Source organism: Streptomyces sp. NPDC005263, from assembly GCF_042872365.1.
Lineage (GTDB): Bacteria > Actinomycetota > Actinomycetes > Streptomycetales > Streptomycetaceae > Streptomyces.
The window spans coordinates 189926-214499 of sequence record NZ_JBIAKJ010000006.1 but is presented as its reverse complement, the minus strand read 5'-3'; the positions used below and the strand labels follow the sequence as shown (position 1 = coordinate 214499).

The following is a 24574-nucleotide window of genomic DNA, read 5'->3' as shown; positions in this document are numbered from 1 at the left end:
TGGGTGTGCGGCCGACCGGCCGCCACCAGCACACCGCACACTCAGGGGAACTCATGCCTGTTTCCAAGCCTGTCACCGCCCGCCGTCTGGTCGCCGCCGCGCTCGCGGCCGGAGCCGTGGTGGGGGCGGTGACGCTGCCGGCGTCCGCGGCCGACCACCGCCCGCACCAGCCGAAGGTGGAAATCAGCAAGGCCCAGTACGACTCCCCGGGCCGCGACGACCAGTCCAACCGCTCCCTGAACAAGGAATGGGTGGAGATCACCAACAACAGCCGCCACAGCGTGAACCTGGACGGCTGGACCCTGTCGGCGAAGGACGGTCGCACCTACACGTTCCACCACTACCGCCTGGACGGACGCGCCACCGTCCGCGTCCACACGGGCGTGGGCAGCGACACCCGCACCGACGTGTTCCAGGACCGCCGCACCTACGCGTGGGACAACTACTCCGACACCGCGACCCTGAGCAATGACCGGGGCCGCACCATCGACGACTTCTCCTGGGGCCGCCACCACCGCGACGGCTCGAGCGAGGACTCCTGGGGCCGTCACCACCACCGCGGCGACGACTCCCGCGGCCGCCACGACCACCGCGGCGACGACTCCCGCGGCCGCCACGACCACCGCGGCGACGGACGCCACTGACCTGCCCCGCTGAAAACCCCTGTGGGCCCCGGATCATCCGATCCGGGGCCCACAGGGGTTACACGTGTTGTCACACAGCGGTGGTGTGGACTCCCGCGGCGAGACCCTCGGGCGAAGCGACGGCCGCGAGGTCGGCGCAGAGGCTCCCGAGCGGCGTCTCGAGGGAGAGACCGCCGGAGCCACCGGCGGAGAGTCCACCGGAGACGTTGTCCAGGTCGGCGTCGGAGATCTCGGCTGCTTCGACCTGGAAGGCAGTGTTCATCACGTGCGGTTCCCTTCGTATGGGGTGCTGCTGGGGGTGCTTCTGGGGTTCTGCTGGGTGCTTCCGGGCTTCTGCGGAATGACAGAGCTCACCTGATTCCCGAAACGATGGCCCTCCCGGCGGCTTGCGCCACGCGCTGGATCAAAGCACGCCGACACGGTGACGGCCAGCGGCCCGAGGCTCAGCCGGTAACGCGAGTTCACCGGTGTGACCAGGCGGTGACCGGCCCCACCGACTCCTTCACGCGGCCCGCCTCTTGGCTGCACGCACGACGGGTCGCCACCCTGTATCCGCGCCGGACGACCCCACGCCGAGAGCGACGCGATCAGGCCCGCTCGTGACCACGACTCACCTTCCGTGCGCGCTACCAGTGAACGGTGTGCAGGTTTACCGGATCTTCGGCAACCTGCCCGCGACCACAGCCGCCGCCCGGAACGCGGATGTAGGGATTTCATAGACGCGCGGATGAACCTGGCGCTACTGGCCGGGTAACCGTCTCAAGGGAGATTCGATGAAGCCCCCGTTCCGAACCAAGACCGCGGTGTATGTCGTGGCCGCCGTGATCTCCGGGGGCCTCGTCTCCGGCTGCATGGGCGAGACCAGCGAGGAGTCCGCCTCGTACACCGTCGACGGCAAGGTCAGCGCACTGCGCGTCAAGGCCTCGGGCGGCCGTATCGACGTAGTGATCGGCGGCGGGAAGTCGATCAAGGTGACCGAGGAGATGCGGTACGACGACGAGAAGCCGGCGACCCGGCACTCCACGCAGGGCGGGGAGTTGATGCTGACCGCGCCCTCCGACTGCGGGGGCGGCTTCGGCGGTGGGACCTGTGAGGTGAACTACCGGGTGGAGGTGCCCAAGGCGCTCGCCGCGAATCTGGAGAGCGACGGCGGGGACATCGAGGTGGACCGCGGCGCGGCCGGCCGGCTCACCGCGCGCTCCGACGGCGGCAGCGTGGAGGCCGGCTTCGCCGAGACCCCCGACGCCGTGGATGTCGCGAGTTCCGGTGGCAACGTCACCATCAGGGTGCCGGACAGCGGATACACGGTGGATGCCTCGACGGACGGCGGCAGCCAGCAGGTGAAGGTGCGGACCGACCCCGGATCCGCCCACAAGATCCGGGCCCGGTCGGACGGTGGCGGCATCTCCGTCCTGCCGAACGACTGACCAGGCCGGCCGACGGCAGGCAGGCAGGCAGCGGTACCGCGCACCGCGTGGATGTGCCCCCTCCAAGGAGGGGGCACATCCACGCGGGGTCAGGACCAGTGGTCAGGACGCCAGGAAGTCGTCCACCCGGACACCGAGACCCTGCTGTTCGGCCTGTTCCCGTACGAACTCGGCCAGGGAGATGTCGAGCACACCGAGGCCGAACGGGGAGTACACCACATGCTGGTCCGCGCCACGCTCCACGGTGGCCGTGCCGCGCACCAGCGCGCCGATCGGCGCCGCGACGAACTCCCGCCCGCCGGCGCGCTGTTCGGCCAGGTGCAGAGAGGTGCGCTCTCGGCACACATGGTCCGCGTCGTCCACGATGTTCACCGCGTCCAGGATCGTCTCCACCGTCAGGTCACGGAGCGAGATGTGCAGGACCGTGGTGCCGGGGGCGCAGGCCGAGAGGTCCAGGTGCGGCTCGGCCGCCGTGGTGGCGAGCGAGACGAGCGGATGGGTGGCGAGGGCGGCGGCCAGGTCCGTCACCGGGTAGGCCTTCACGCCCGGGACCTCCGTGGCGCAGGTCCCGGCGAAGGCTTCGGCGCGCGCCGGATCGGTGTCGTACAGCGCCGCTTCGCGCAGTCCGGGCAGCGCGGCGGCCAGGAAGCGCAGGATCTCCAGGTTGATCACTCCGCAGCCGATGAGGACGACCCCGGCCGGCGGGTCCTGCTCGGTGAGTACCCGGGCGGCCAGCGCGGCGCTCGCCGCGGTGCGTTTGGCCGAGATGACGGAGCCTTCGATGAAAGCGGAAGGCTGTCCGTTCTCCAGGGAGTTGAGGATGATGCTCGCGCTCGCCCGCTCCAGGCCCGCCGTGACATTGCCCGGGAAGGAGGCGATCCATTTCATCCCCGCCGCCGGCGATTCGCCGCCCCGGTAGGCCGGCAGACCGATGATCCGGTCCCGTTGGTGCCGCTCCTCCGGAAAGCGCAGGAAGGTCGAGTGCGGCAGTGCGGTCCTGCCCTCGTCGTGCAGTCGGTACGCCTCGGCGACAAGGTCGATGATCTCCAGCTCCCGGCCCGCCAAGGTCTTCGTTACGTCGGTTCGCCGAAGGATCAGCATCCCGGCCCCTTCCCATAGTCCAGCCCGTAGTCCAGTTCTGCGGCGACCCTGCACAGGTGTTCTATAGCGCTTCTCTAATAGAACGCACATAGAACAACTCCTCACTCTTCGTTCCGGAAAGTCGATACGGAGAGCGAAGGGCAGCCACATGAGCCGTCCCGTACTCAATGGGATTCTGGACACCATCGGGAATACCCCGCTGGTGGAACTGAGCAACGTCTTCCCGGGATTCGGTTCCCGGGTCTTCGCGAAGATGGAGAGGTTCAACCCAGGGGGAAGCATCAAGGACCGGTCCGCCCTCGGCATGCTGCTGACGCGGATACGTGAGGGAGTTCTCGTCCCGGGACGCTCGGTGGTCGTCGAGTCGAGTTCCGGGAATCTGGCCATTGGAATAGCGCAGATCTGCCGGTACTTCGGGATCGACTTCATCTGTGTCGTCGACGCGAAGACCACGGCGCAGAACCTGGCGCTGCTGTCCGCGTACGGCGCCCGCGTCGAGGTGGTGCAGACCCCGGACCCGGTCACCGGGGAGTACCTCGGCGCCCGGCTCGACCGGGTGCGGGAACTGGTGGACACGGTCCCGGGCGCGTACTGGCCCAACCAGTACGCCAATCCCCTCAATCCGCAGGCCCACCACCAGACGATGCGGGAGATCGCGGAGGCCCTGGACGGCAAGGTGGACTATCTCTTCTCGCCCATCAGCACGTTCGGAACCCTTCGGGGCTGCGCCGGATACATCCAGCAGCACCTGATGTCCACCACGGTGGTCGCGGTGGACGCGGTCGGCAGCGCCGTCTTCGGACAGCCTCACACCCGCCGTCTCATTCCGGGGCACGGTGCCTCGGTGACGCCGGCGTTGTTCGACCCGTCCGCCGCCGACGCGGTGGTGCACGTCAGCGATCTCGACTGTGTGGTCGCCTGCCGGCGCATGGTGAATCGCGAGGGAATTCTCGTCGGTGGCTCTTCCGGTGCTGCCGCCGCCGCGCTGGAGAAATTCAGCGCCAACATTCCCGAGGGGTCGAACTGCGTCCTCATATTCCCGGACGGCGGCGACCGATACCTCAACACCATCTATTCCGACGTCTGGGTCAGTTCGCATTTCGGAGAAGTCTCCCATCTCTGGAAGCGCGCCCTCACGCCCCCGGACGGGCTGCGGCTGACCACGGCCGGCGCCGTCGCCTGAACCCGACGTGGGACAGAACCGATCAGAAAGGGGGTGCCACCCATGAACGCCGAGGACTTGTCGGATGTCTTCGACGTCGGTGTGACGCATGTGTGGTGGGGGACGGTCGCCGAGCCGCTCGGCCTGGATGCCGTCTTCACGCTGTCCGCGGAGGAACGGGAATCGGCGCACACGATGACCGCCGAGGCGGGCCTGCACTACTCGGGCGCGCATGTGGCCGTACGCCGCATCCTCGCCGGCTATCTCGGCACCGAGCCGGCCGACCTGCGCTTCGGCCGGCTGCGCTGCCCCGAGTGTGCGGACACCGGCCACGGAGCGCCGTGCATCGTGTGGCCGCCCACCGAACTGAGCTTCAGTCTGTCCCGGTCGGGGCCGCACTGGCTGCTCGGGGTCACGGGCGGCGGCCGTCGCATCGGCGTCGATCTGGAGCAGGTCCTGGGCTTCGACACCGCGTCGGTGGCCCCGGACGTGCTGTCCGACCGTGAGCTGGCGCATCTGCGGGAGGCGGACGGGCCGGCGGCACAGCTGGCCGTCTTCCTCCGCTACTGGACCCGGAAGGAGGCGGTACTCAAAGCGAGCGGTGTCGGCCTGATGACCGATGTCCGCGCGGTGGACGTGCACGCGCCACCGGACAGCGGTCCGCTGCTCGTCCGGCACGCGGCGGCCACCGGTCCCGGCACCTGGGTGGTCGAGGATCTCGCGGTCGGACCCGGCCGGTACGCCGCCGTCGCCCGGGAGGCCGCGGCAGCCGGGCCGGTCCGGCTGATCGGCGGACAACACCCGATGGGACAACGCCACCCGGAACCTCCGGACCACGTCCAGACAAGGAGCACATCGTGGCCAGCACAGCCGCCCGCCACCTCATCTCGCTCGATGACCTGACCGACAGCGAGCTCCGTTCCCTCGTCGCCCGCGGAGCGGAGTTTTCCTCGGGGCGGGCCGGACGGGTCCGTCCGCTGGACGGGGCAGTCGCCGGCGTCTATTTCCGGAAGACCTCCACCCGTACCCGTACGGCCTTCTCGGCGGGCGCGCTGCGGCTCGGGGCGCAGATCGTCACCTTCAACGGCGGGGACCTGCAGACCAATACCGGAGAGACCAGCGAGGACACCGGGCGGGTGTTCTCCCGGATGCTCGACGTGCTGGTCGCCAGGACGTCCGGCGATCCGGCCGAACTGCGCGCCTGGGCCGCCCAGTCACGCATGTCGGTCATCAACGCCATGAGCGCCGACGAGCACCCGACCCAGGGGCTCACGGATCTCACCACCCTGCTGGCGCACTTCGGACGGGTCGACGGTCTGCGGGTGCTGTACGTCGGTGAGGGCAACAACACGGCGGCCGCGCTGGCCCTCGGGCTGACCCGGTTCCCGGGGACCGAACTGGAGCTGCGCACCCCGCGTGGTTACGGGCTCGGCGCCGACGTACTGGCCCGCGCGCGGGCCAACAGCGAACTCCACGGGTCACGGATCGCGGAGCGGCACGACATGGCCGCGCTGCCGGCCGACGTGGACGTCGTCTACACCACGCGTTGGCAGACCACCGGCACCAGCAAGCCCGACCCGGGCTGGCGGGCGGCCTTCGCCCCGTTCCAGGTGGACGAGGCGCTGTGGAGCGGCAGTCCGAAGGCCGTCTTCATGCACGACCTGCCCGCCCACCGCGGCGACGAGGTGACGGCCGAGGTGCTGGACGGGGAGCAGAGCATCGCCTTCGACCAGGCCGAGAACAAGATGCACAGCGCGATGGCGGTACTGGAGTGGTGCCGGGGCGGCGCCGGGGACCATGGTGAGCAGAGGTGAGCCTGCTCGACAAACCCGTCCAGGAGCCGCAGTCGGCGCCCGGACCGCTGAGACGCAACAGGGACTTCCTGCTGCTGTGGACCGGCGCGGGCATCTCGCTGCTGGGGCTGCGGGCCAGTGTGGCCGCGTACCCCATGCTCATGATCTTCTACGAGAGCAGTCCGGCCGGTGCCGGAATGGTGGCGTTCGCCGCGCTGCTCCCGCAGTTGGTGGTGCAGCTGCCCGCCGGGGCCCTGATCGACCGGTGGGACCGGCGGCGGCTGCTGATCGTCTGCGATCTCGCCGGGCTGCTCGCGATGGCGGCCGTGGCCGGTTCGCTGGCGGCCGGACGACTGTGGCTGCCGCTGGTGATGGCCGCCGCCTTCGTCGACGGTACGGCGGGGCTGTTCTACCGGCTCGCCGAACGGGCGGCCGTCAGCCACGTCGTCCACCCCGCGCACCTGTCCTCGGCGCTCGGCCAGAACGAGGCGCGCGGACAGGCGGCAGGGCTGATCGGCCAGCCCGCGGGCGCCGCGCTGTTCTCGTTCGGGCGGTGGATGCCGTTCGCCTTCACCGCCGTCACGCATCTGGTCGCGCTCGGCACCCTGCTGCTGATCCGTAAGCCGCTCCAGGGTGAACGGACCACTCCCACCGGCTCGTTGCGCACCGAGGTGGCCGACGGCGTCCGCTGGGTGTGGCGGCAGCGTTTCATGCGGACCGCCGTCGGGCTGATCGCCGGCAGCAACCTGCTCTTCCAGGTGCTGGCACTCACCCTCGCGCTCATCGTCAAGGAGGACGGAGGCTCCGAGATGACGGTCGGGCTCATCTTCCTGGTCGCCGGGCTCGGCGGGGTGGCGGGCGCGCTGGCGGGTTCCCGGGCGGCGGGACGGGCCCGGCCCGCCGTCGTGCTGGCCGGATCGCTGACCGTCTGGGCCGCCCTGATGCTGCCGGTCGCCCTCACCTCCGATCCGTACCTGCTCGGGTCGCTGCTCGCCGGGATGAGCTTCGCCGGGGCGCTGATGAACGTGGTCGCCGGTGTGCACCAGGTGCGGATCACCCCCGAACCCATGCAGGGGCGGGTGACCAGCGTCTTCGCGCTGCTCGGCTCCGGTATGGCGTCGGCGGGCGCGTTGGCCGGCGGGGGGCTGCTCGCCGCGTTCGGCACACAGCGGACGGCCCTCGGTGCCGCGGTCGCGATGGGGCTCCTCGCCCTGGTCGCGGTGACGGCTCCGGCCCTGCGGGACCCGGCCGGCCAGGTCCGTATGCCGCGTAGCGAAGAAATATAGGCCCGCCTCAGAGGGTGGGTTCCAAGGGGCGAGGCCCCTGTCGAGAAGGAGAAACACGGATGGAGAACGACATCTCCTGGACCCCTGCTCAGATCAGCCCGGCCCAGGTCGGCGCGGCGCCGACCGCACAGGGCCTCGCCGAGCACCTGCGCTCACTGCCGGACCTCGGCGGACTGCTGGCCCGCGAGAAGGCCCTGGTCTTCAGGGGGTTCGGCGTCGACCCGGCGGAGCTGGACGAGGTGATGGACCTGCTGCTGCCGAACCGGCTCGCGTACGTCCACGGCAACTCGCCACGCACCAAGGTCGGTTCCAATGTCTACACCTCGACCGAGTACCCGGCCGAGTACAGCATCTCGATGCACAACGAGATGAGTTACGCCCATCAGTGGCCGGCCCGCCTGCTGTTCTTCTGTGAGACCGCGCCGCTGACCGGCGGTGCCACCCCGGTGATCGACGGCACCCGCTGGCTGGGCTGCCTCGACCCCGAGGTGCGCGAGGCCTTCGCCGACGGGGTCCGCTACAGCCAGAACCTGCACGGCGGGATGGGGCTCGGCAAGAGCTGGCAGGCGACGTTCGAGACCGAGGAGCGCGACCGGGTCGAGGCCTTCCTCAGCGATTCGGGCGCCGACTGGAAGTGGCTGCCGGACGGCTCGCTGCGGGTCAGTCAGCTGCGGCCCGCCATCGTCCGCCATCCGGTCACCGGTGACGAGGTCTGGTTCAACCAGGCCGACCAGTGGCACCCGGCCTCACTCGGCGACGACACGGCGGCGGCGCTGGCCTCGATCATGCCGGCCGAGGAACTGCCGCAGTCCGTCAGCTTCGCCGACGGGTCGCCCATTCCCGACGAGTACGTGATCCAGGTCCGCGACCGGGGTCTCGACAACGCCGTGGACGTGGACTGGCACGCCGGGGACCTGCTGCTCATCGACAACGTGCTGGTGGGCCACGGCCGCCGGCCGTTCACCGGCCCGCGACGGGTGCTCGTCGCGATGTCCGACTGAGCACCTCGCACCCCCTGCGCGTCACGCCCTTCACGCCACGCACCGCGCACCACGCCCTGCGCGCATCACACCCTGCGCGTCACGCCCTGCGCATCACACCGTTCACCTCAGACATTTCACTTCAGACATTTCAGGAGACAACCGTGTCCGCTGACAGCGTCGAGAACACCGTGCAGACCGCCCCCGCCTACCGCGTCGTGCTCAACGACGAGGAGCAGTACTCCGTCTGGTGGGCCGACCGCGACCTGCCCGCCGGCTGGCACGCCGAGGGCACCGAAGGCAGCCGCGAGGAGTGCCTCGCCCATGTCGGCCAGGTGTGGACGGACATGCGCCCGCTGAGCCTGCGCCGCCGTATGGACCACCTCGCCGGCTGACCCCGATCACCCTCACTGCCGATCATCGACAAGGAGCAACGAAGACATGAATCCCGAGTCGTGCACGGGCGCCTCCCCCAACGGGCCACTTCTGGCTCATGAACTCGTAGCGAGCCGCGCGGCGGCGACTCCGGATGCCGTTGCCGTGGTCGATGGCGCGCGGGAGATCAGCTACGCCGAGCTCGACACCCGCGCCAACCGGCTGGCCCACCGGCTGCGTGGTCTGGGTGTCGGGCCGGGGTCGGTGGTCGGCGTCTGCCTGCCCCGCACCGCCGAACTGGTCGGCACGCTGCTGGCCGTGTGGCGGGCGGGAGCCGGTTACCTGCCGCTCGACCCGGCCCAGCCGCCCCTGCGCTCCTCCTGGATGCTCCAGGCCGCCGGGGCCGCGTACGTCGTCACCGACCACGACTCGGCCCAGGTCGCGGCCGGGTCGGGCGCCCAGCCCCTCGTACTGGCCGAGTTGACCGACACGTCGGCGGACCTGCCGGGCCACCCTCCGGTGTCCGACGCCGGTCCGCAGGACGTCGCGTACGTCATCTACACCTCCGGATCCACCGGGCAGCCCAAGGGCGTGGTCGTCAGCAACGCGGGCATCGCCAACCGCATCGCCTGGGCCACCGGAACGCACGGCCTCGGTGCCGACGACCGGCTGCTGCACAAGACCGCGATCACCTTCGACGCCCACGTGTGGGAGGTCTTCGCGCCTCTCGTCAGCGGCGGCACCGTGGTGCTCGCGCCGGAGGGCGCCGAGCGCGACGCCGCCGCCCTGCTGCGTACCGTCGCCGAGCAGCGGATCACCGTCCTGCAGGTGGTGCCCTCCGTGCTGCGGCTGCTGGCCGAGGAGACCGGCTGGCAGGACTGCGGGGCGTTGCGGCTGCTGTTCTCGGCCGGTGAGCCGCTCCAGGCCGAACTGGCCCAGCGGGTGCTGCGCCGGGCGGTCGGCCGTGAGGGCCGCGCCGAGCTGGAGATCTGGAACACCTACGGCCCCACCGAGTGCGCGATCGACGTGACCGCGCACCGCTTCGACCCGGCCCAGCTCTCCGGGCCGGTGCCCATCGGCCGCCCCATCGGCGGAATGCGCGTCCTGGTCGCCGACGCGGGCGGTACCCCGGTCGGCGTCGGCTCGCCCGGGGAGCTGTACGCGGGCGGTGTGGGGGTGGCCCGCGGCTACCTCGGCAGCCCGGAGCAGACCGCCGACCGCTTCGTACCCGACCCGTTCGCCAAGGACGGCTCACGGCTCTACCGCACCGGCGACAAGGTGCGCTGGCGCCGGGACGGCGTCCTGGAGTACCTCGGTCGCATCGACCACCAGGTGAAGGTCAACGGTGTGCGGATCGAGCCGGGTGAGATCGAGAGCGCGCTCAGCGCCCACCCGCGCGTCAACGGCGCGGTCGTCACCGCGTTCACCACGCCCGACGGCGACAAGCGTCTCGCCGGGTATGTCACCTCCGACTCCGACGACATCGTCGCGGGTCTGCGTGCCTTCCTCCAGGAGCGGCTGCCCGACACGCACATCCCCGCGGTCTTCATCCGTCTCGACGCCTTCCCGCTGACCTCCAACGGCAAGGCCGACCGGGCCGCGCTGCCGTCCCCGGAGCCGGCCGCGGGCCCCGGCCGCCCCGCCTTCCGGGCGCCGGTCACCGAGGCCCAGAAGCTGGTCGCCGAGGCCTGGCAGAAACTGCTGAAGACCGCGCGGGTCGGCCTCGACGACGACTTCTTCGGACTCGGCGGCACCTCCCTGCAACTGACCAGACTCGCCAGCCAGTTGCGTGCCGCCACCGGGCAGAAGATCCAGCTCCGCGGCCTGTTCACGGCCACCACGGTCGAGGCTCAGGCCCAGTTGATCGCCCCGACCCGGGAAACCACGCCGGTGGACCGCGCCGAGGCGCCGATCAGCACGGTGCGGCGCGACGGCGGGCCGCTGCCGCTCTCCTTCGGGCAGCGCCGGCTGTGGTTCCTGGACCGGATGAACCCGCGAAGCCCCGAGTGGGTCGCCGGCATGTTCCTGAAGGTCCCCGACGGCACCCATGTCAGCCATGTCCAGCGCGCGCTCAACGCCCTGGTCGAGCGGCACGAGGCGCTGCGCACCCGCTACGGCGTCGTGGACGGCGAGTCCGTCCAGTTCGTCGCCGAACCTCACCGGGTCGAGCTGCGCCATCTGCACGCCGACCGTGACGAGTTCACGGAGATCCTCAAGGAGGAGTTCGGCCGCGGCTTCGACCTGGAGAACGGTCCGCTGCTGCGCGCCGCGCTCGTCCGGCTGCGCCACGGCGACCACATCGTCACCGTCGCGATGCACCACATCACCACCGACGGCTGGTCGTCGAACATCCTGGAGCGCGAGTTCCACCAGTTGCTGGCCGCCTACCGCGCCGGCGAGCGGGACGCCGGGCTCCCGGAGCGGACCGTCGACTACGCCGACTACGCGGCCTGGCAGCGCGCACGTCTCACCGACGAGGTGATCGCCACCGAGATCGCGCACTGGCGCGGGGTGCTGGCCGGTTCCGTGCCGCTGGAGCTGCCGACCGACCGGCCGCGCGCGGCGATCCGCGACGGCCGTGGATCCGTCGTCCACTTCTCCGTCCCGGCGCCCGTGGTCACGGCCCTCACCGAGCTCGGGCGGCGGCACGGCGCGACCCCCTTCATCACCCTGCTGACGGCGTACGCCGCGCTGCTCGCCGCGCACGGCGGACAGTGGGACGTGCCGGTCGGCACTCCCGTGGCGGGACGCGACCGGCCCGAGACCGAGAACGTCGTCGGCTTCTTCCTCAACAGCCTGGTACTGCGCTGCGCGCTCGACGGCACGCTCAGCTTCCGCGAGGCGCTGGAGCGTGTCAGGGAGACCGGCCGTGAGGCCTTCGCCCACCAGGACCTGCCGTTCGAGCGGCTGGTGGAGGAGCTCGCGCCGGACCGCGATCTGTCCCGTACCCCGCTCTACCAGGTCGCCTTCGATCTGCACGACGAGTCGTTCAACGGCGCGGTGGAGGCGGAGGAGGACATCGCGACGCTCAAGGAGATGTGGAACGTCGCCCACACCGATCTCACGCTGTACATGCGCCGGCATGCCGACGGCACCATGTTCGCCAGCCTCGAATACGCGACCGCTCTCTACGACGCGGCCACCGTCGAGGCTCTCGCCGAGCGTTTCCAGCGGCTCCTCGGCTCCGTCGCCGCCGACCCCGACGTACGTCTCGACGCGGTCGGCATGATCTCCGACGCGGAGTACCGGCGTCTGACCGACACCTGGGCGAGCGCCCCGGCCGAACCCGTCACCGCCGCGGTGCACGAGGTGTTCGCGGCACAGGCCGCGGCCACCCCGGACGCGGTCGCGGTCGAGGAGGAGGGGCGCGCCATCTCGTACCGGGCACTCGACGCCCGGGCGAACCGGCTGGCCCACCATCTCAGGTCGTTGGGCGTCGGCCCGGAGACGGCGGTCGGTGTCCTCCTGGACCGGGGCGCCGAGCTGACCGCCACCCTGCTGGCCGTCTGGAAGGCGGGCGGCGCGTACATCCCGATGGACCCGGCCTGGCCGGCCGAACGCGTCGCCGGGATGTGCACGGACGCCGGGGCGCCGGTGGTGGTGACCACCGCCGGGTACGGCGAGCGGTTCGACGGGTACGACGGCGAGCTGGTGCTGGCCGACGCGGACGCCGACGACGTCTCGCTGGCGGCCCTGCCGGTCACGGCCCCCGATGTGCCGGCCGATCTGGACCGGCTGGCGTATGTCATCTACACCTCGGGCTCCACCGGCCGCCCCAAGGGGGTCGCGGTGGAACACCGCGGTCTCGCCAACCACCTGGCGTGGGCCGTCGAGGAGCTGGTGGCCCGGGGCACCGGCGGCAGCGCGGTCTTCTCCTCCACCGCCTTCGACCTGGCGGTGCCCAACGTGTGGGCGCCGCTGCTGGCCGGGCAGCGCGTGGTGATGCTGCCGCAGGACATGGACCTCACCGAGCTGGGCGACCGGCTCGCCGCCTCGGGACCGTTCAGCTTCCTGAAGCTGACCCCCGGTCATCTCGACATCCTCACCCGGCAGTTGGCGCCCGAGCAGGCCGGGGCGCTGGCCGCGGTGATCGTGGTGGCGGGCGAGGCGCTGCCCGGGGCGCTGGCCCGCCACTGGGCCCAGCTGCTCGGCGCCGGCCGGCTCATCAACGAGTACGGGCCGACCGAGGCGTCCGTCGGCACCTGTGTCCACCCCGTGCCGGAGGGCGAGCTCGCTCCGGTCGTGCCGATCGGGCGGCCACTGCCCGGGATGGCGATGTACGTCCTCGACGAGGCGCTGCGGCCGGTGCCGACCGGCACCGTCGGTGAACTGTATGTCGGCGGTACCGGGGTGGCACGCGGCTACGCGGACCGTCCGGAGGCGACCGCCGAACGCTTCGTGCCGGATCCGTTCGGCCGGGCCGGGGCGCGGCTGTACCGCACCGGGGACCTGGTGCGGTGGCTGCCCGGCGGGGATGTGGAGTTCCTCGGCCGCTGCGACCATCAGGTCAAGATCCGCGGTTACCGGGTGGAGCCCGGCGAGGCGCAGGCCGTCCTCGCGGAGCACCCGGGGGTGCGGGAGGCGGCCGTCGTCGCGCACACCGACGAAGCGGGAACGGTCCGCCTGGCCGGGTACTACGTCCCGGCCTGCAACCCGGAGGGCGGTGCGGAGCTCGCCGCGTACTGCGCCGAGCTGCTGCCCGACTATCTGGTGCCGTCCTCGTTCACCGCGCTCGAGGCCCTCCCCCTGAACGCCAACGGCAAGCTCGACCGGGCCGCGCTGCCGGACCCCCGGGCCCGCGCCCAGGAGGCCGAGTCCGGGGACGAGCCGGAGAGCGCGCTGCAGGAACGTATAGCCGAGATCTGGACGGAGCTGCTCGGCACCCGTGTCGGAGTGCGCGACAACTTCTTCCACTCCGGCGGGAATTCGATTCTCGCGATCCGGCTGATCGCGGCGATCCAGTCCGAGTTCGAGATCGCCCTGCCGATCCGGGAGATCTTCGAGCATCCCACCGTCGCCGGCCTCGCGGACGCCGTCGAGTCCCGTGTCCGGGCGGAGATCGAGCAGCTGTCCGACGCCGAGCTGCTGGAGGAGCAGAGCGCATGAGCATTCAGGAATCGACTCCTGTGGAGCAGAGAGCCGCGACCGCCACCGAACTCCGTGCCGAGCTGCTGCGCAGCCGGCTCGCGGGCCGGCGTGGCGGCAGGCGCTCGGCGTCCGCGTCCCTGTCCATACCGCGCGCCGACCGTGACGCGCCCCTGCCACTCTCCGCCGGACAGCGGCAGATGTGGTTCCTCAACCGTCTCGAGCCCGACAGCGCCGAGTATCTGGTGCCGATGGTGCTGCGGCTGCGCGGTGCCCTCGATGGGGCCGCGCTGGCCGGGGCCTGGCAGGCGATGACCGACCGGCACGAGATCCTGCGCACCCGGTACGCGCTGTCGGGCGTCGAGCCGGTCCAGCTGATCGACTCCCCCGCGCCCGTCGCCCTGCCGGTCACGGATCTGACCGGCGAGCCGGCGGCCGACCGGGAGCGGCTCGCCGCCGAGCTCGTCGAGCATGAGGTCACCACGCCTTTCGACCTGGCCGCCGCATGGCCGGTCCGGGCCCGGCTGGTGAAGCTGGCCGAGGACGAGCACGTCCTGGCCGTGGTCTTCCACCACATCGCCTGCGACGCGTGGTCGACCCGGGTCTTCGCCAGTGAACTGAGCGGCCTCTACTGCGGCACGCCGCTCGCGCCGCTGTCCTCGCAGTACGCCGACTTCGCGGCCTGGCAGCACGAGCAGCTCTCCGGGCCCGCCCTGGAGCGAGCGCTGGCGCACTGGCGGCAACGGCTCTCGGGAGCCCTGCCCACCGAGCTGCCCAGCGACCGGCCGCGGCCCGCCGTCCGTGACACGTCCGGCTCGGATGTACGGTTCACCTTCCCCGCGGGGCTGGCCGAGCGGGTCCGCGCACTGGCCGACGACCACCGCACCACGCCGTTCGCGGTGCTGCTGACCGCGTTCCAGGTGTTGATCTCGCGCTACACGGGGCAGTCCGATGTCTCCGTCGGCACCGTCGTCTCCGGCCGCACCCGCCCCGAGCTGCAGCGGCTCATCGGGTACGGCATCAACACCCTCGTAATGCGCGGCAGTTGGTCCGACGACCCGGGGTTCGCCGAGCTGGTCGGCCGGACCCGGGACGCGGTGCTCGACGCGTTCGACCACCAGGAGGTGCCGTTCGCGAGGCTGGTGGACGAACTCCAGCCGGAACGCGACATGTCCCGCACGCCGCTGCACCAGGTCGCCTTCACCATGCACGAGCAACGCGTCGACGCGTTCGCGCTGCCCGGTCTGACCGTCGAGCCCTACCAGCGGCCCGAGGTCGTCGCCAAGTACGACCTGACCCTCCAGATCGAGGAGGGCGCCGACGGCTCACTGGGCGGGGCGCTCAACTACGCCACCGCGCTCTTCGACCCCACGACGGTGCGGCGCATGGTCGGTCATCTGCTGCGGCTGCTCGACGAGGCCACGGGCTCCCCCGCGCTCCCGGTCTCCCGGCTGCGGATCCTCGACGACAACGAGTTCTCCGTCGTCACCGGCACGGGGCACGGGCACCGCGCGGGCACGCCCGTGGACCGTTGTGTGCATCAGGCCTTCGAGGAGCAGGCCGCCGCGACGCCCGACGCCGTCGCCGTCACGGCGGGCGGCCTCTCGCTCACCTACCGGCAGCTCAACGAGCGCGCCAACCAACTCGCCCACCATCTACGCGAGTTGGGGGCGGGCCCCGAGCAGTTGGTCGGCCTCTGCCTGGAGCGCGGCGTGGAGCTGCTTCCGGCCCTGCTCGGCATCCTCAAGTCCGGGGCCGGCTATCTGCCGCTGGACCCGGCCAACCCGGCCGACCGGCTCGGCTATGTCATCGAGGACGCGGGCGCCCGCATCGTCGTCGCCACCTCGGGAACCGCCGCGGTCCTCCAGGGGGTGCACGACGGCGATCTGGTCGTCCTGGACAGGGACGCGGAACGCATCTCGGCCCGCCCCACCACGGACCCGGAGCCCCTGGCGGGCCCGGACTCCACCGTCTACGTCATCTACACCTCCGGCTCGACCGGCCGGCCCAAGGGTGTCGTGCTGGAGCACGGCAACGTGCTGCGGCTGCTGTCCACCGCCCACGAGCACTACGGCTTCAGCGCGGACGACGTGTGGACGATGTTCCACTCGTACGCCTTCGACGTCTCCGTGTTCGAGATGTGGGGCGCCCTGCTGCACGGCGGCAGGCTGGTCGTCGTGGGCCAGGACATCACCCGCTCCCCGTCGGACTTCCTGGACCTGCTGGTCTCGGAGCGGGCGACGATCCTCTCGCAGACTCCGACCGCCTTCCGCTCACTGGTGACCGCGGCCGCGTCCGGCGATCCGCGCATCGACGAACTGGCCCTGCGTGCCGTCGTGTTCGCCGGGGAGAAGCTCGAAGTGCCGGAGCTGCGGCCCTGGCTGGACCGCGTCGGCGCGGACGGACCCGCGCTCATCAACATGTACGGCATCACCGAGACGACGGTGCACACCACCTATTACCGGATCGGGGAGCAGGACTTTGAACCGCTCGCGGGTAATCGGGTGGGCCATCCGCTCAGTGACCTATCGGTGTATCTGCTGGACGGGTCGGGAAACCCGGCGCCCATCGGCGTTCCGGGCGAGATCCACGTCGGTGGTCCGGGAGTAGCCCGCGGCTATCTGGGCCGGCCCGATCTGACGGCGGAGCGCTTCGTGCCCGACCCGTTCGGGCCACCCGGTTCCCGGCTGTACCGCAGCGGTGACGCGGCACGGCGACTGCCGGACGGCAGCCTGGAGTTCATCGGCCGGATCGACAGCCAGGTCAAGATCCGTGGCTACCGTGTGGAGCTGGGCGAGATCGCGCACGCCCTGCTGGAGCACCCGGGCGTCGGCGAGGCCGTCGTCGTGGTCCGCGAGGACACCCCCGGCGACAAGCGGCTCGTCGGCTACCTCGTCGCGGCGAGCACCGACGGCCTGCCGGAGGCGGGTGAGCTGCGGACCATGCTGCGCGGCACGCTGCCCGAGTACATGCTGCCCGCCGCGTTCGTCCCCCTCGACGGCATCCCGCTCACCGTCAACGGCAAGCTCGACCAGCGGGCGCTGCCCGCGCCGGACCAGCAGACACTGCGCGCCGGGGCCGCGTACACGGCACCTCGCACGCCCGTCGAGGAGCGCGTCGCCGCGGTCTGGGCCGAGGTCATCGGGGTGGCACGGGTCGGGGTCGAGGACAGCTTCTTCGACCTCGGCGGCGACTCGATCCGGGCGATCGCTCTGGTCGGCGCGCTGCGTGCGGCCGGATACGACGTCGCGGTCCGCGACGTCTTCGACTTCCGTACGGTCGCGCAGCTGTGCGAGTCCATCACGGGCCGGCCGGCCCTGGCGGCCGGCACCGAGACCGTCGAGCCGTTCGCGCTGATCACGCGGGAGGACCGGGCCGCCCTGCCGTCCGGCGTCACCGACGCGTATCCGCTGTCGCAGATGCAGCTCGGCATGGTCGTCGAAATGCTCGCCGACACCAGCCGGAACCTCTACCACAACGTCTCGACGTTCAAGATCCGCGACGACCGCCCCTTCGACGCCGCGGCGTTCGCCGAGGCCGGCCGGATCGTCACCGCGCGCCATGAGGTGCTGCGTACCTCGATCGATCTGACCGGCTACTCACGCCCCCTGCAGCTGGTGCACGCCGAGGCCGTCATGCCGCTCGGCCACCAGGACCTCGGCGGCCTGACCCCGGCCGAAGTCGACGCCGCGCTGCGGGAGTTCACCGTGCGGGAGCGCGCCGACGTCTTCGATCTGACCGTCCCCTCCCTGATGCGGTTCTTCGCGCATCTGACGGACTCCGACGACGGCTGGTGGATCTCGGTCACCGAATGCCACCCGATTCTGGAGGGCTGGGGACACCACTCCCTGCTGATGGAACTGGTGGAGTGCTACCGGGCGGTCCGTGACGGACGGGAGCCCGATCCGTACGACACGCCGGCCGTGCGTTTCGCCGACTTCATCGCCTCGGAGCTGCGCGCCCTGGAGTCGGACGAGGACCGCGACTACTGGCGGTCGGTCGTCGAGAACCACGCACCGCTGCGGCTCCCGCAGGGCTGGGGCGACAGCCCCGAGGTGCCCCGGCAGACCGTCCAGGCGGGGATCCAGTGGACCGATCTGGAGGACGGGCTGCGGGCACTGGCCGCGCGCACCAGGACCTCGCTGAAGAGCGTCATGGTGGCGGCCCACCTGACGGTGATGAGCCGGCTCACCGGCGAACCCGCCTTCCACACCGGCCTGGTGTGCGACGCCCGGCCCGAACTGCTGGGCGCCGACCGGGTGCTGGGCATGTACCTCAACACGCTGCCGCTCGCCCACGACCGCTCCGCCCGTACCTGGTCGGAGCTGGTGCGGGGGGTCTTCGCCCGCGAGGTCGACCTGTGGTCGCACCGCCGGTATCCGATGGCCGCGATCCAGCGCGAGTGGGGCGGCTCACGCCGGCTGCTCGACGTGTACTTCAACTACCAGGACTTCCGGCAGGTCGACGCCGGTCTGGTGGACCACGAGGGCGGTATCGACGACAGCCCGTCGGAGTTCCCGCTCACCGTCTCCTCGCGGGTCGGCCACATCATCGCGACCGCCGACTCGCACACGGTGAACCAGGCGAACGCCGAACGCCTGGTGGCGATGTACCGCACCGTGCTGGAAGGCATGGCCGCCGACCCGGACGGGGACGCCACCGGCGATCTGCTCGCCGACGACGAGCGCGCCCGACTGCTGGAGGACTGGAACGCCACCGCGGTGGAGCGCGCCGCGACCCCGGCACACGCCCTCTTCGAGGCGCGCGCGGCGGCCGCCCCGGACGCGGTCGCCCTGGTTCACGGCGACCAGGAGTTCACCTACGGCTGGCTGAAGGAGCGATCCGACCGGTACGCGGCGCGGTTGCAGGTTCTCGGCGCGGGTCAGGAGTCGGTCGTCGGCCTGCTGCTCGACCGTACGCCGGAGCTGGTCGCGGCGATGCTCGGCACCTGGCTGACCGGTGCCTCGTACGTGCCGCTCGACCCGGCCTTCCCCGTCGACCGCGTCGGCTACGTCCTCGGCGACGCGGGCGCGGACATCGTGGTGACCGACTCCGCTCATGCCGCCGCCCTGGACGGGGTGTACGAGGGCGAGCGACTGGTCCACGACCTGCCGTGGACCGGTGCCCAGGCGGGTACGCCGGTCGCGGGCCGCCCCGACGACCTCGCGTACACGATCTACACCTCGGGCTCGACCGGCCGCCCCAAGGGCGTCGGGATCGGCCACGAGGCACTGGCCAACCTGCTGCTGGCGATGGCGGAGCAACTCGGCTCCACCGAGGCCGACACCTGGCTGTCCCTCACCTCCGTCTCCTTCGACATCTCCGGCCTTGAGCTCTTCCTGCCGCTGGTCACCGGTGGCCGGCTGGTGCTGGCCGACAGCCTGCAGACCAAGGACGGCGCGGGCGTGTCCCGGCTGGTGGAGCGCCACGGCATCACGCACGTCCAGGCCACCCCGTCCGGCTGGAACCTGCTGCTGCGCTCCGGCTTCGACCGGGCCGCCGTCACCGCGCTCACCGGCGGCGAGGCGCTGCCCGCCGAACTCGCCGGTGAACTGCGCTCCCGGGTCGGCCGCTTGGTCAATGTCTACGGGCCGACGGAGACGACCATCTGGTCGACTAGCTGGGACGTCCCCGAGGAAACCGGCCAGGTCTCCATCGGCCGGCCGATCGCCAACACCACGCTCTACGTCCTTGACGCCCTGATGCGTCCGGTCCCGGTCTCGGTCCCCGGCGAGCTGTACATCGGCGGCGTCGGGCTCGCCCGCGGCTACCGCAACCTGCCGGAGCGCACCGCCGCGTGCTTCGTCCCCGACCCGTTCTCCGCGGTGCCGGGGGCCAGGCTGTACCGGACCGGCGACATCGTACGGTTCCGTCCCGACGGCTCCCTGCTGTACACCGGCCGGGCCGACAACCAGGTCAAGATCCGCGGCGTACGGATCGAGCCCGGCGAGATCGAGGCGGTCCTGAGCGGGCTTCCCGCGGTCGCCCACGCCGCCGTGACCGTTCGCGAGGACACGCCTGGCGACAAGCGGCTCATCGCGTACGTCGTGCCGACCGGCACAGACGCCCTCGAACCCGGCGAACTGCGCGGCCGGCTGGCCTCGTTGCTGCCCGAGGCGATGCTGCCCTCCGCGTTCGTCCTGCTGGACGCGCTCCCGCTGAACGCGGCGGGGAAGATCGACCGGCGGGCCCTGCCCGCGCCCGATCAGGACGCCCTGGCCGCGGCCGCCTACGTGGCACCCCGCACCCCGGTCGAGGAGCGCCTGGCCCGGCTGTGGGCCGAGGTGCTGGGGATGGACCGGGTGGGGGTCGAGGACTCCTTCTTCGATCTCGGCGGCGACTCACTGCGCGCCATCAATCTGGTCGGCACCCTGCGTGACGCCGGGTACGACATCGCGGTCCGCGACGTCTTCGAGCACCGTACGGTCGCCAATCTGGCACACGCGGTCGACGGACGTCCCGCGCTGGACGAGTCGATCACCGCGGTGGCGCCCTTCGCTCTGGTCGACGCCGACGACCGGGAGCTGCTGCCGGCCGGCCTCCTCGACGCCTACCCCGCCTCGCAGCTCCAGCTCGGCATGCTGGTGGAGATGCTCGCGGACACCGAGGGCAGCACGTACCACCAGTGCGTCTCCATCCGGGTGCGGGACGACAACCCGTTCTCCGAGTCGGCGCTGCGCACGGCCGTCGCCCACGTCACGGCACGCCATGACGTCCTGCGGACCTCGTTCGATCTGGTCGCCTACTCCGTGCCGCTCCAACTGGTGCACGAGCGTGTCGATGTCCCGGTGCGCGTGCACGACCTGCGCGGCCAGGACGCGGCGGCACAGGACCGGACGATGACCGACTTCCTCGCAGCCGAGCGGGACGACCCCTTCGACCCGGCCACGGCCCCCCTGCTGCGGGTGGCGGTCCATCTGGAGAGCGACACCGCCTGGCGGGTCACCTTCAGCCAGCCTCATGCGATCACCCAGGGCTGGGGCCAGTTCGCGCTGCTCACCGAGCTGGTCGACCGCTATCGCGAGATCCGGGACCAGACCGCGGACGCGGAGCCGTATCAGGCGCCCCCGGTGCGGTATGCCGACTTCGTGGCCGGCGAGCTGGAGTCCCTGGCCTCCGGTACGGACCGTGCGTACTGGAAGGGTGTCACCGGCTCGTACGCTCCGCTGGAGCTGCCGGCCGGCTGGGGGGAGACGGGCGAACGGCGCACCCATGTGGTGCCGGTCGTCCTCACCGACCTGGAGCAGCCGCTGCGCGCCTTCGCCTCGCGCAGCCGGGTCTCGCTGAAGAGTGTGCTGCTCGCGGCGCATCTGAAGGTGATGAGCCGGCTCACTCAGGAGGATGCCTTCCACACCGGTCTGGTCGCCGACGCGCGGCCCGAGGTGCTCGGTGCCGACCGGGTGCTGGGCATGTATCTCAATACGCTGCCGTTCGCGTACGACCGCTCGGCGCGCACCTGGCACGAGCTGGTCCAGCAGGTCTTCGACCGCGAGGTCGAGGTGTGGCCGCACCGCCGCTACCCGATGGCCGCGATCCAGCGGGACGCGCCCGGCGTCCGCCGCCAGATCGACGTGATTTTCAACTACCACGACCTGCGGATCTTCAACAGCGAGCAGATCGACGCCGGTTCGAGCATCGGCCGGACCACCACCGAGTTCGCGCTGAGCGTGGCCACCGGAGGGGAGGGCCTCAACCTCACGGCCGACTCGCGGGTGCTGAGCCGGGCGAACACCGAACGGCTGGCCGGGATGTACCGGGCGGTGCTGGCGTCCATGGCCGCGTCGCCCGACGGTGACCCGCGGTCGGTCTGCCTCGACGAAGGGGACCGGGAGCGCCTAGACGCCTGGACCGACACCCGGCGCGAGCCGGAGTGGGTGGCGGTCGAGGCGGAACTGGACCGGTACGCGGTGGAGCATCCGGACCGGCCCGCGATCACCGCGGACGGGGTGGAGCTCGGCTACGCCGAGGTCGCCGCGCACACCAGCCGGCTCGCGCACCACCTCAGGGCGCTCGGCGTCGGCCCCGACACGGTCGTCGGGGTGCACGCCCGCCGCTCCCCGGCCACGGTCCTGGCGGTCCTGGCGGTGCTGAAGGCCGGCGGCGCCTACCTTCCGCTCGACCCGGACCACCCGGCCGAGCGCCTCGCGTACATGGTGCGGGACGCTGGCGCGGCCGTGCTCCTCACCGAGGACACACTGCCCGCGCTCACGGTGACCGGGGTGACGACGGTGGCACTGGACCGGCCCGAGGTGTGGGCCGGTAGCCCGGCCACCGCTCCGCCGCCGGTCGCGGAGCACGACCACCTGGCGTACGTCATCTACACCTCGGGCTCCACCGGCCTGCCCAAGGGGGTGCACGTCACCCGGCGGGGCATGGCCAACCATCTCCTCGCCAAGGTCGAGGACCTGTCGATGACCGAGGCCGACTCGGTGGTGCAGAACGCCTCGATGGCCTTCGACATCTCGGTCTGGCAGATGCTGTCGGCCTTCGTGGTCGGCGGCCGGGTACGGGTGGTCGGCCCGGAACACGCGGTCGATCCGGAGGCCCTCTTCGGGCGGACGGCCAGCGAGCGGATCAGCGTCCTGGAGGTCGTGCCGTCGCTGCTGCGGGCGTCGCTGGACGCCTGGGACGCGGGGACGCCGCAGCCTCAGCTGCCGGATCTGCGGTGGCTGCTGGTGACGGGCGAGGCGCTGCCGCCGGACCTGTGCCCCCGGTGGTTCGCGCGCTACCCGGCGGTTCCCCTGGTCAACGCGTACGGACCCACCGAGTGTTCGGACGACATCACGCACGCGGTGATCCGCGCCGGCGATCCGGTCGGCGAGGCTCGGGTGACCATCGGGCGGCCGGTGCGCAACACCCGGCTGTACGTTCTGGACGCCGACATGGCGCCGGTGCCGGTGGGTGTCCCGGGCGAGCTGTACGCGGGCGGCATCGGTGTCTCCCGCGGTTACGGCGGCCGGCCCGCGCTCACGGCCGAGCGTTTCGTGCCCGACCCGTTCGGGCCCGCCGGTGCCCGGCTCTACCGCACCGGCGACGTGGCCTCCTGGAACGAGGACGGCAGCATCGAGTTCCTCGGCCGGGTCGACCACCAGGTCAAACTCCACGGTGTCCGGATCGAACTCGGCGAGATCGAGTCGGCGTTGACGGCGCTGGACGCCGTCACGGACGCGGCGGTCGCCGTGCGGCGCGGGCCCCTCGGGCGCGAGCAGCTCGTCGGCTACGTGGTGACCGCCGACGGGGCCGACCCCGACCAGGCCGCGCTGCGCGAGGAGCTCTCCCGCGCACTGCCCGAGTCGATGATTCCCTCGGTCCATGTCGCGCTCGCGGCCTTGCCGTTGACGCCCAACGGCAAGGTGGACCGCAAGGCGCTGCCCGACCCGGCCCAGTGGGCCGGCCAGGACGACCGCCCGTACTCCGCTCCGCGTACGGACACCGAGCGGAAGATCGCGGCCATCTGGTCGAAGACACTCGGCATCGAGCGGATCGGCCGCCAGGACGGGTTCTTCCGGCTCGGCGGCGACTCGATCCTGGTGATCCGGGTGATCGCGGCCGGACGCCGGGCCGGACTGCCGATCTCGCTGTTCCTGCTCTTCCGGCACGACACGCTCGCCGCGCTCGCGGCGGCGGTCGACGCGGAGCGGGCACCCGAGCCGGTGGCGACACCCTCCGGCGCGGTCGATCCCCGGACGGTGCTGGCCGCGCTCGTGGAGAGCAAGGTGCCCGGGGCGAGCCTCGCGGTGATCGAGGGCGGCGAACTGGTCGCCCTGGAGGGCATCGGGACGCTGAGCGCGGACTCCACCGAGCCCGTCACATCCGACACCCTGTTCCAGGCCGGATCCTGGGGCAAGCACGTCACGGCCTTCGCGGTCATGCGGCTGGTGGACCAGGGCGTGATCGACCTGGATCTGGACGCGAACACCTATCTGCGCTCGTGGCAGCTGCCTCAGGGCCAGGAGCCCATCACCGTACGGCAGTTGCTCAGTCACCTCGCGGGCCTCGCGGAGACGCCACGTCAGGGCGTACGGCGCGGCGAGCCGGTACCGGCCCTGCTCGACCTGCTGCGCGACACCGCGGTGCGTGAACTGGCACCGGGTACACGGTTCCGCAAGTCCAATGCCCACTACTCCGTGGTGCAGCAGCTGCTGACGGACGTCACCGGCGAGGATTTCGAGGCGCTGATGCGCCGACTGGTCCTCGACCCGCTGTCGATGAGCGGCAGCAGTTTCGACCAGTCCTTCCCCGAGCGGGCCGGACGACCGGTGGCGCTCGGCCATGACGAGAGCGGCCGTCCCCTGGAGGGCGGCTGGCTCGTCCATCCCGAGCAGTCCGCGGCGGGGCTGTGGAGCACCGCCGCCGATATGGCCACGCTCGAACTGGAGGTGCGCCGCAGCGCTCTGGGCCGTCCGCTGGCCCTGCTGTCCCCGCACAGCGCACAGCAGTTGCTGACGCCGCACAGCGACAGCTTCTACGGCCTCGGCACCATCGTCGACGCCGGCCAGGCCGAGGTGGAGTACGGGCACGGCGGTTCACCGGGCGGCTACCAGGCCGTCTCCATGTCCCAACTGCACCGCGGCGGCGGAGTGGTGGTGCTCACCAACGGTGAGTTCAACGCCCAGGTCCTCAAGGCGGTGGGCGTCGACCGCTAGCGGTGCAGGACGCCGCGTCGAAGTATCGAAGATTTATAGCCCCCGGCCGGAGAGTGATCCGGCCGGGGGTTCCTC

Annotated in this window: 12 protein-coding genes; 10 read left to right on the top strand and 2 right to left on the bottom strand. The window is 71.5% G+C overall.

Annotated elements, in window-relative coordinates:
* Positions 1-53: 53 nt before the first annotated feature.
* Positions 54-644, top strand: coding sequence for a lamin tail domain-containing protein (locus ACFYRY_RS26980; protein WP_389150747.1), 591 nt, complete (start codon positions 54-56; stop codon positions 642-644).
* A 70-nt stretch (positions 645-714) separates the two neighbouring features.
* On the opposite strand, the gene ACFYRY_RS26975 is transcribed toward ACFYRY_RS26980, so the two are convergent.
* On the bottom strand, positions 715-906 hold the full coding sequence (locus ACFYRY_RS26975; RefSeq protein ID WP_389151636.1) for a hypothetical protein: 192 nt from the start codon (positions 904-906) through the stop codon (positions 715-717).
* Between the two features lie 511 nt (positions 907-1417).
* Here ACFYRY_RS26975 and ACFYRY_RS26970 point away from each other — a divergent pair.
* Positions 1418-2071, top strand: a complete 654-nt coding sequence (locus ACFYRY_RS26970) for a DUF4097 family beta strand repeat-containing protein (protein WP_389150744.1) — start codon at positions 1418-1420, stop codon at positions 2069-2071.
* A 102-nt stretch (positions 2072-2173) separates the two neighbouring features.
* Here the strand turns inward: ACFYRY_RS26970 and sbnB are convergent, their stop codons facing one another.
* Complete coding sequence (gene sbnB / locus ACFYRY_RS26965) at positions 2174-3172, bottom strand: 2,3-diaminopropionate biosynthesis protein SbnB (RefSeq protein WP_389150742.1); 999 nt, start codon at positions 3170-3172, stop codon at positions 2174-2176.
* 148 nt (positions 3173-3320) lie between these two features.
* Here sbnB and sbnA point away from each other — a divergent pair, with 148 nt between their 5' ends.
* From sbnA to ACFYRY_RS26925, 8 genes are all read left to right on the top strand, one after another.
* Positions 3321-4355, top strand: coding sequence for a 2,3-diaminopropionate biosynthesis protein SbnA (gene sbnA, locus ACFYRY_RS26960; RefSeq protein ID WP_389150739.1), 1035 nt, complete (start codon positions 3321-3323; stop codon positions 4353-4355).
* Positions 4356-4397: 42 nt separating this feature from the next.
* A complete protein-coding gene (locus tag ACFYRY_RS26955) occupies positions 4398-5237 on the top strand; it encodes a 4'-phosphopantetheinyl transferase family protein (RefSeq protein WP_389150736.1) in 840 nt (279 codons plus the stop codon).
* Positions 5192-6148 (top strand): ornithine carbamoyltransferase, encoded by a 957-nt coding sequence (locus ACFYRY_RS26950; protein ID WP_389150733.1) that lies wholly within the window; start codon positions 5192-5194, stop codon positions 6146-6148. The genes ACFYRY_RS26955 and ACFYRY_RS26950 overlap by 46 nt, the downstream gene beginning before the upstream one ends.
* A complete protein-coding gene (locus ACFYRY_RS26945) occupies positions 6145-7413 on the top strand; it encodes an MFS transporter (RefSeq protein WP_389150731.1) in 1269 nt (422 codons plus the stop codon). Before ACFYRY_RS26950 ends, ACFYRY_RS26945 begins: the two co-directional genes overlap by 4 nt.
* Positions 7414-7472: 59 nt before the next feature.
* Positions 7473-8414 (top strand): TauD/TfdA family dioxygenase, encoded by a 942-nt coding sequence (locus ACFYRY_RS26940; RefSeq protein WP_389150728.1) that lies wholly within the window; start codon positions 7473-7475, stop codon positions 8412-8414.
* Positions 8415-8557: 143 nt separating this feature from the next.
* Complete coding sequence (locus tag ACFYRY_RS26935) at positions 8558-8788, top strand: MbtH family protein (RefSeq protein ID WP_389150725.1); 231 nt, start codon at positions 8558-8560, stop codon at positions 8786-8788.
* Between the two features lie 46 nt (positions 8789-8834).
* Positions 8835-13874 (top strand): amino acid adenylation domain-containing protein, encoded by a 5040-nt coding sequence (locus ACFYRY_RS26930; RefSeq protein ID WP_389150722.1) that lies wholly within the window; start codon positions 8835-8837, stop codon positions 13872-13874.
* Positions 13871-24499, top strand: a complete 10629-nt coding sequence (locus ACFYRY_RS26925; RefSeq protein WP_389150719.1) for an amino acid adenylation domain-containing protein — start codon at positions 13871-13873, stop codon at positions 24497-24499. Before ACFYRY_RS26930 ends, ACFYRY_RS26925 begins: the two co-directional genes overlap by 4 nt.
* Positions 24500-24574: the final 75 nt, after the last annotated feature.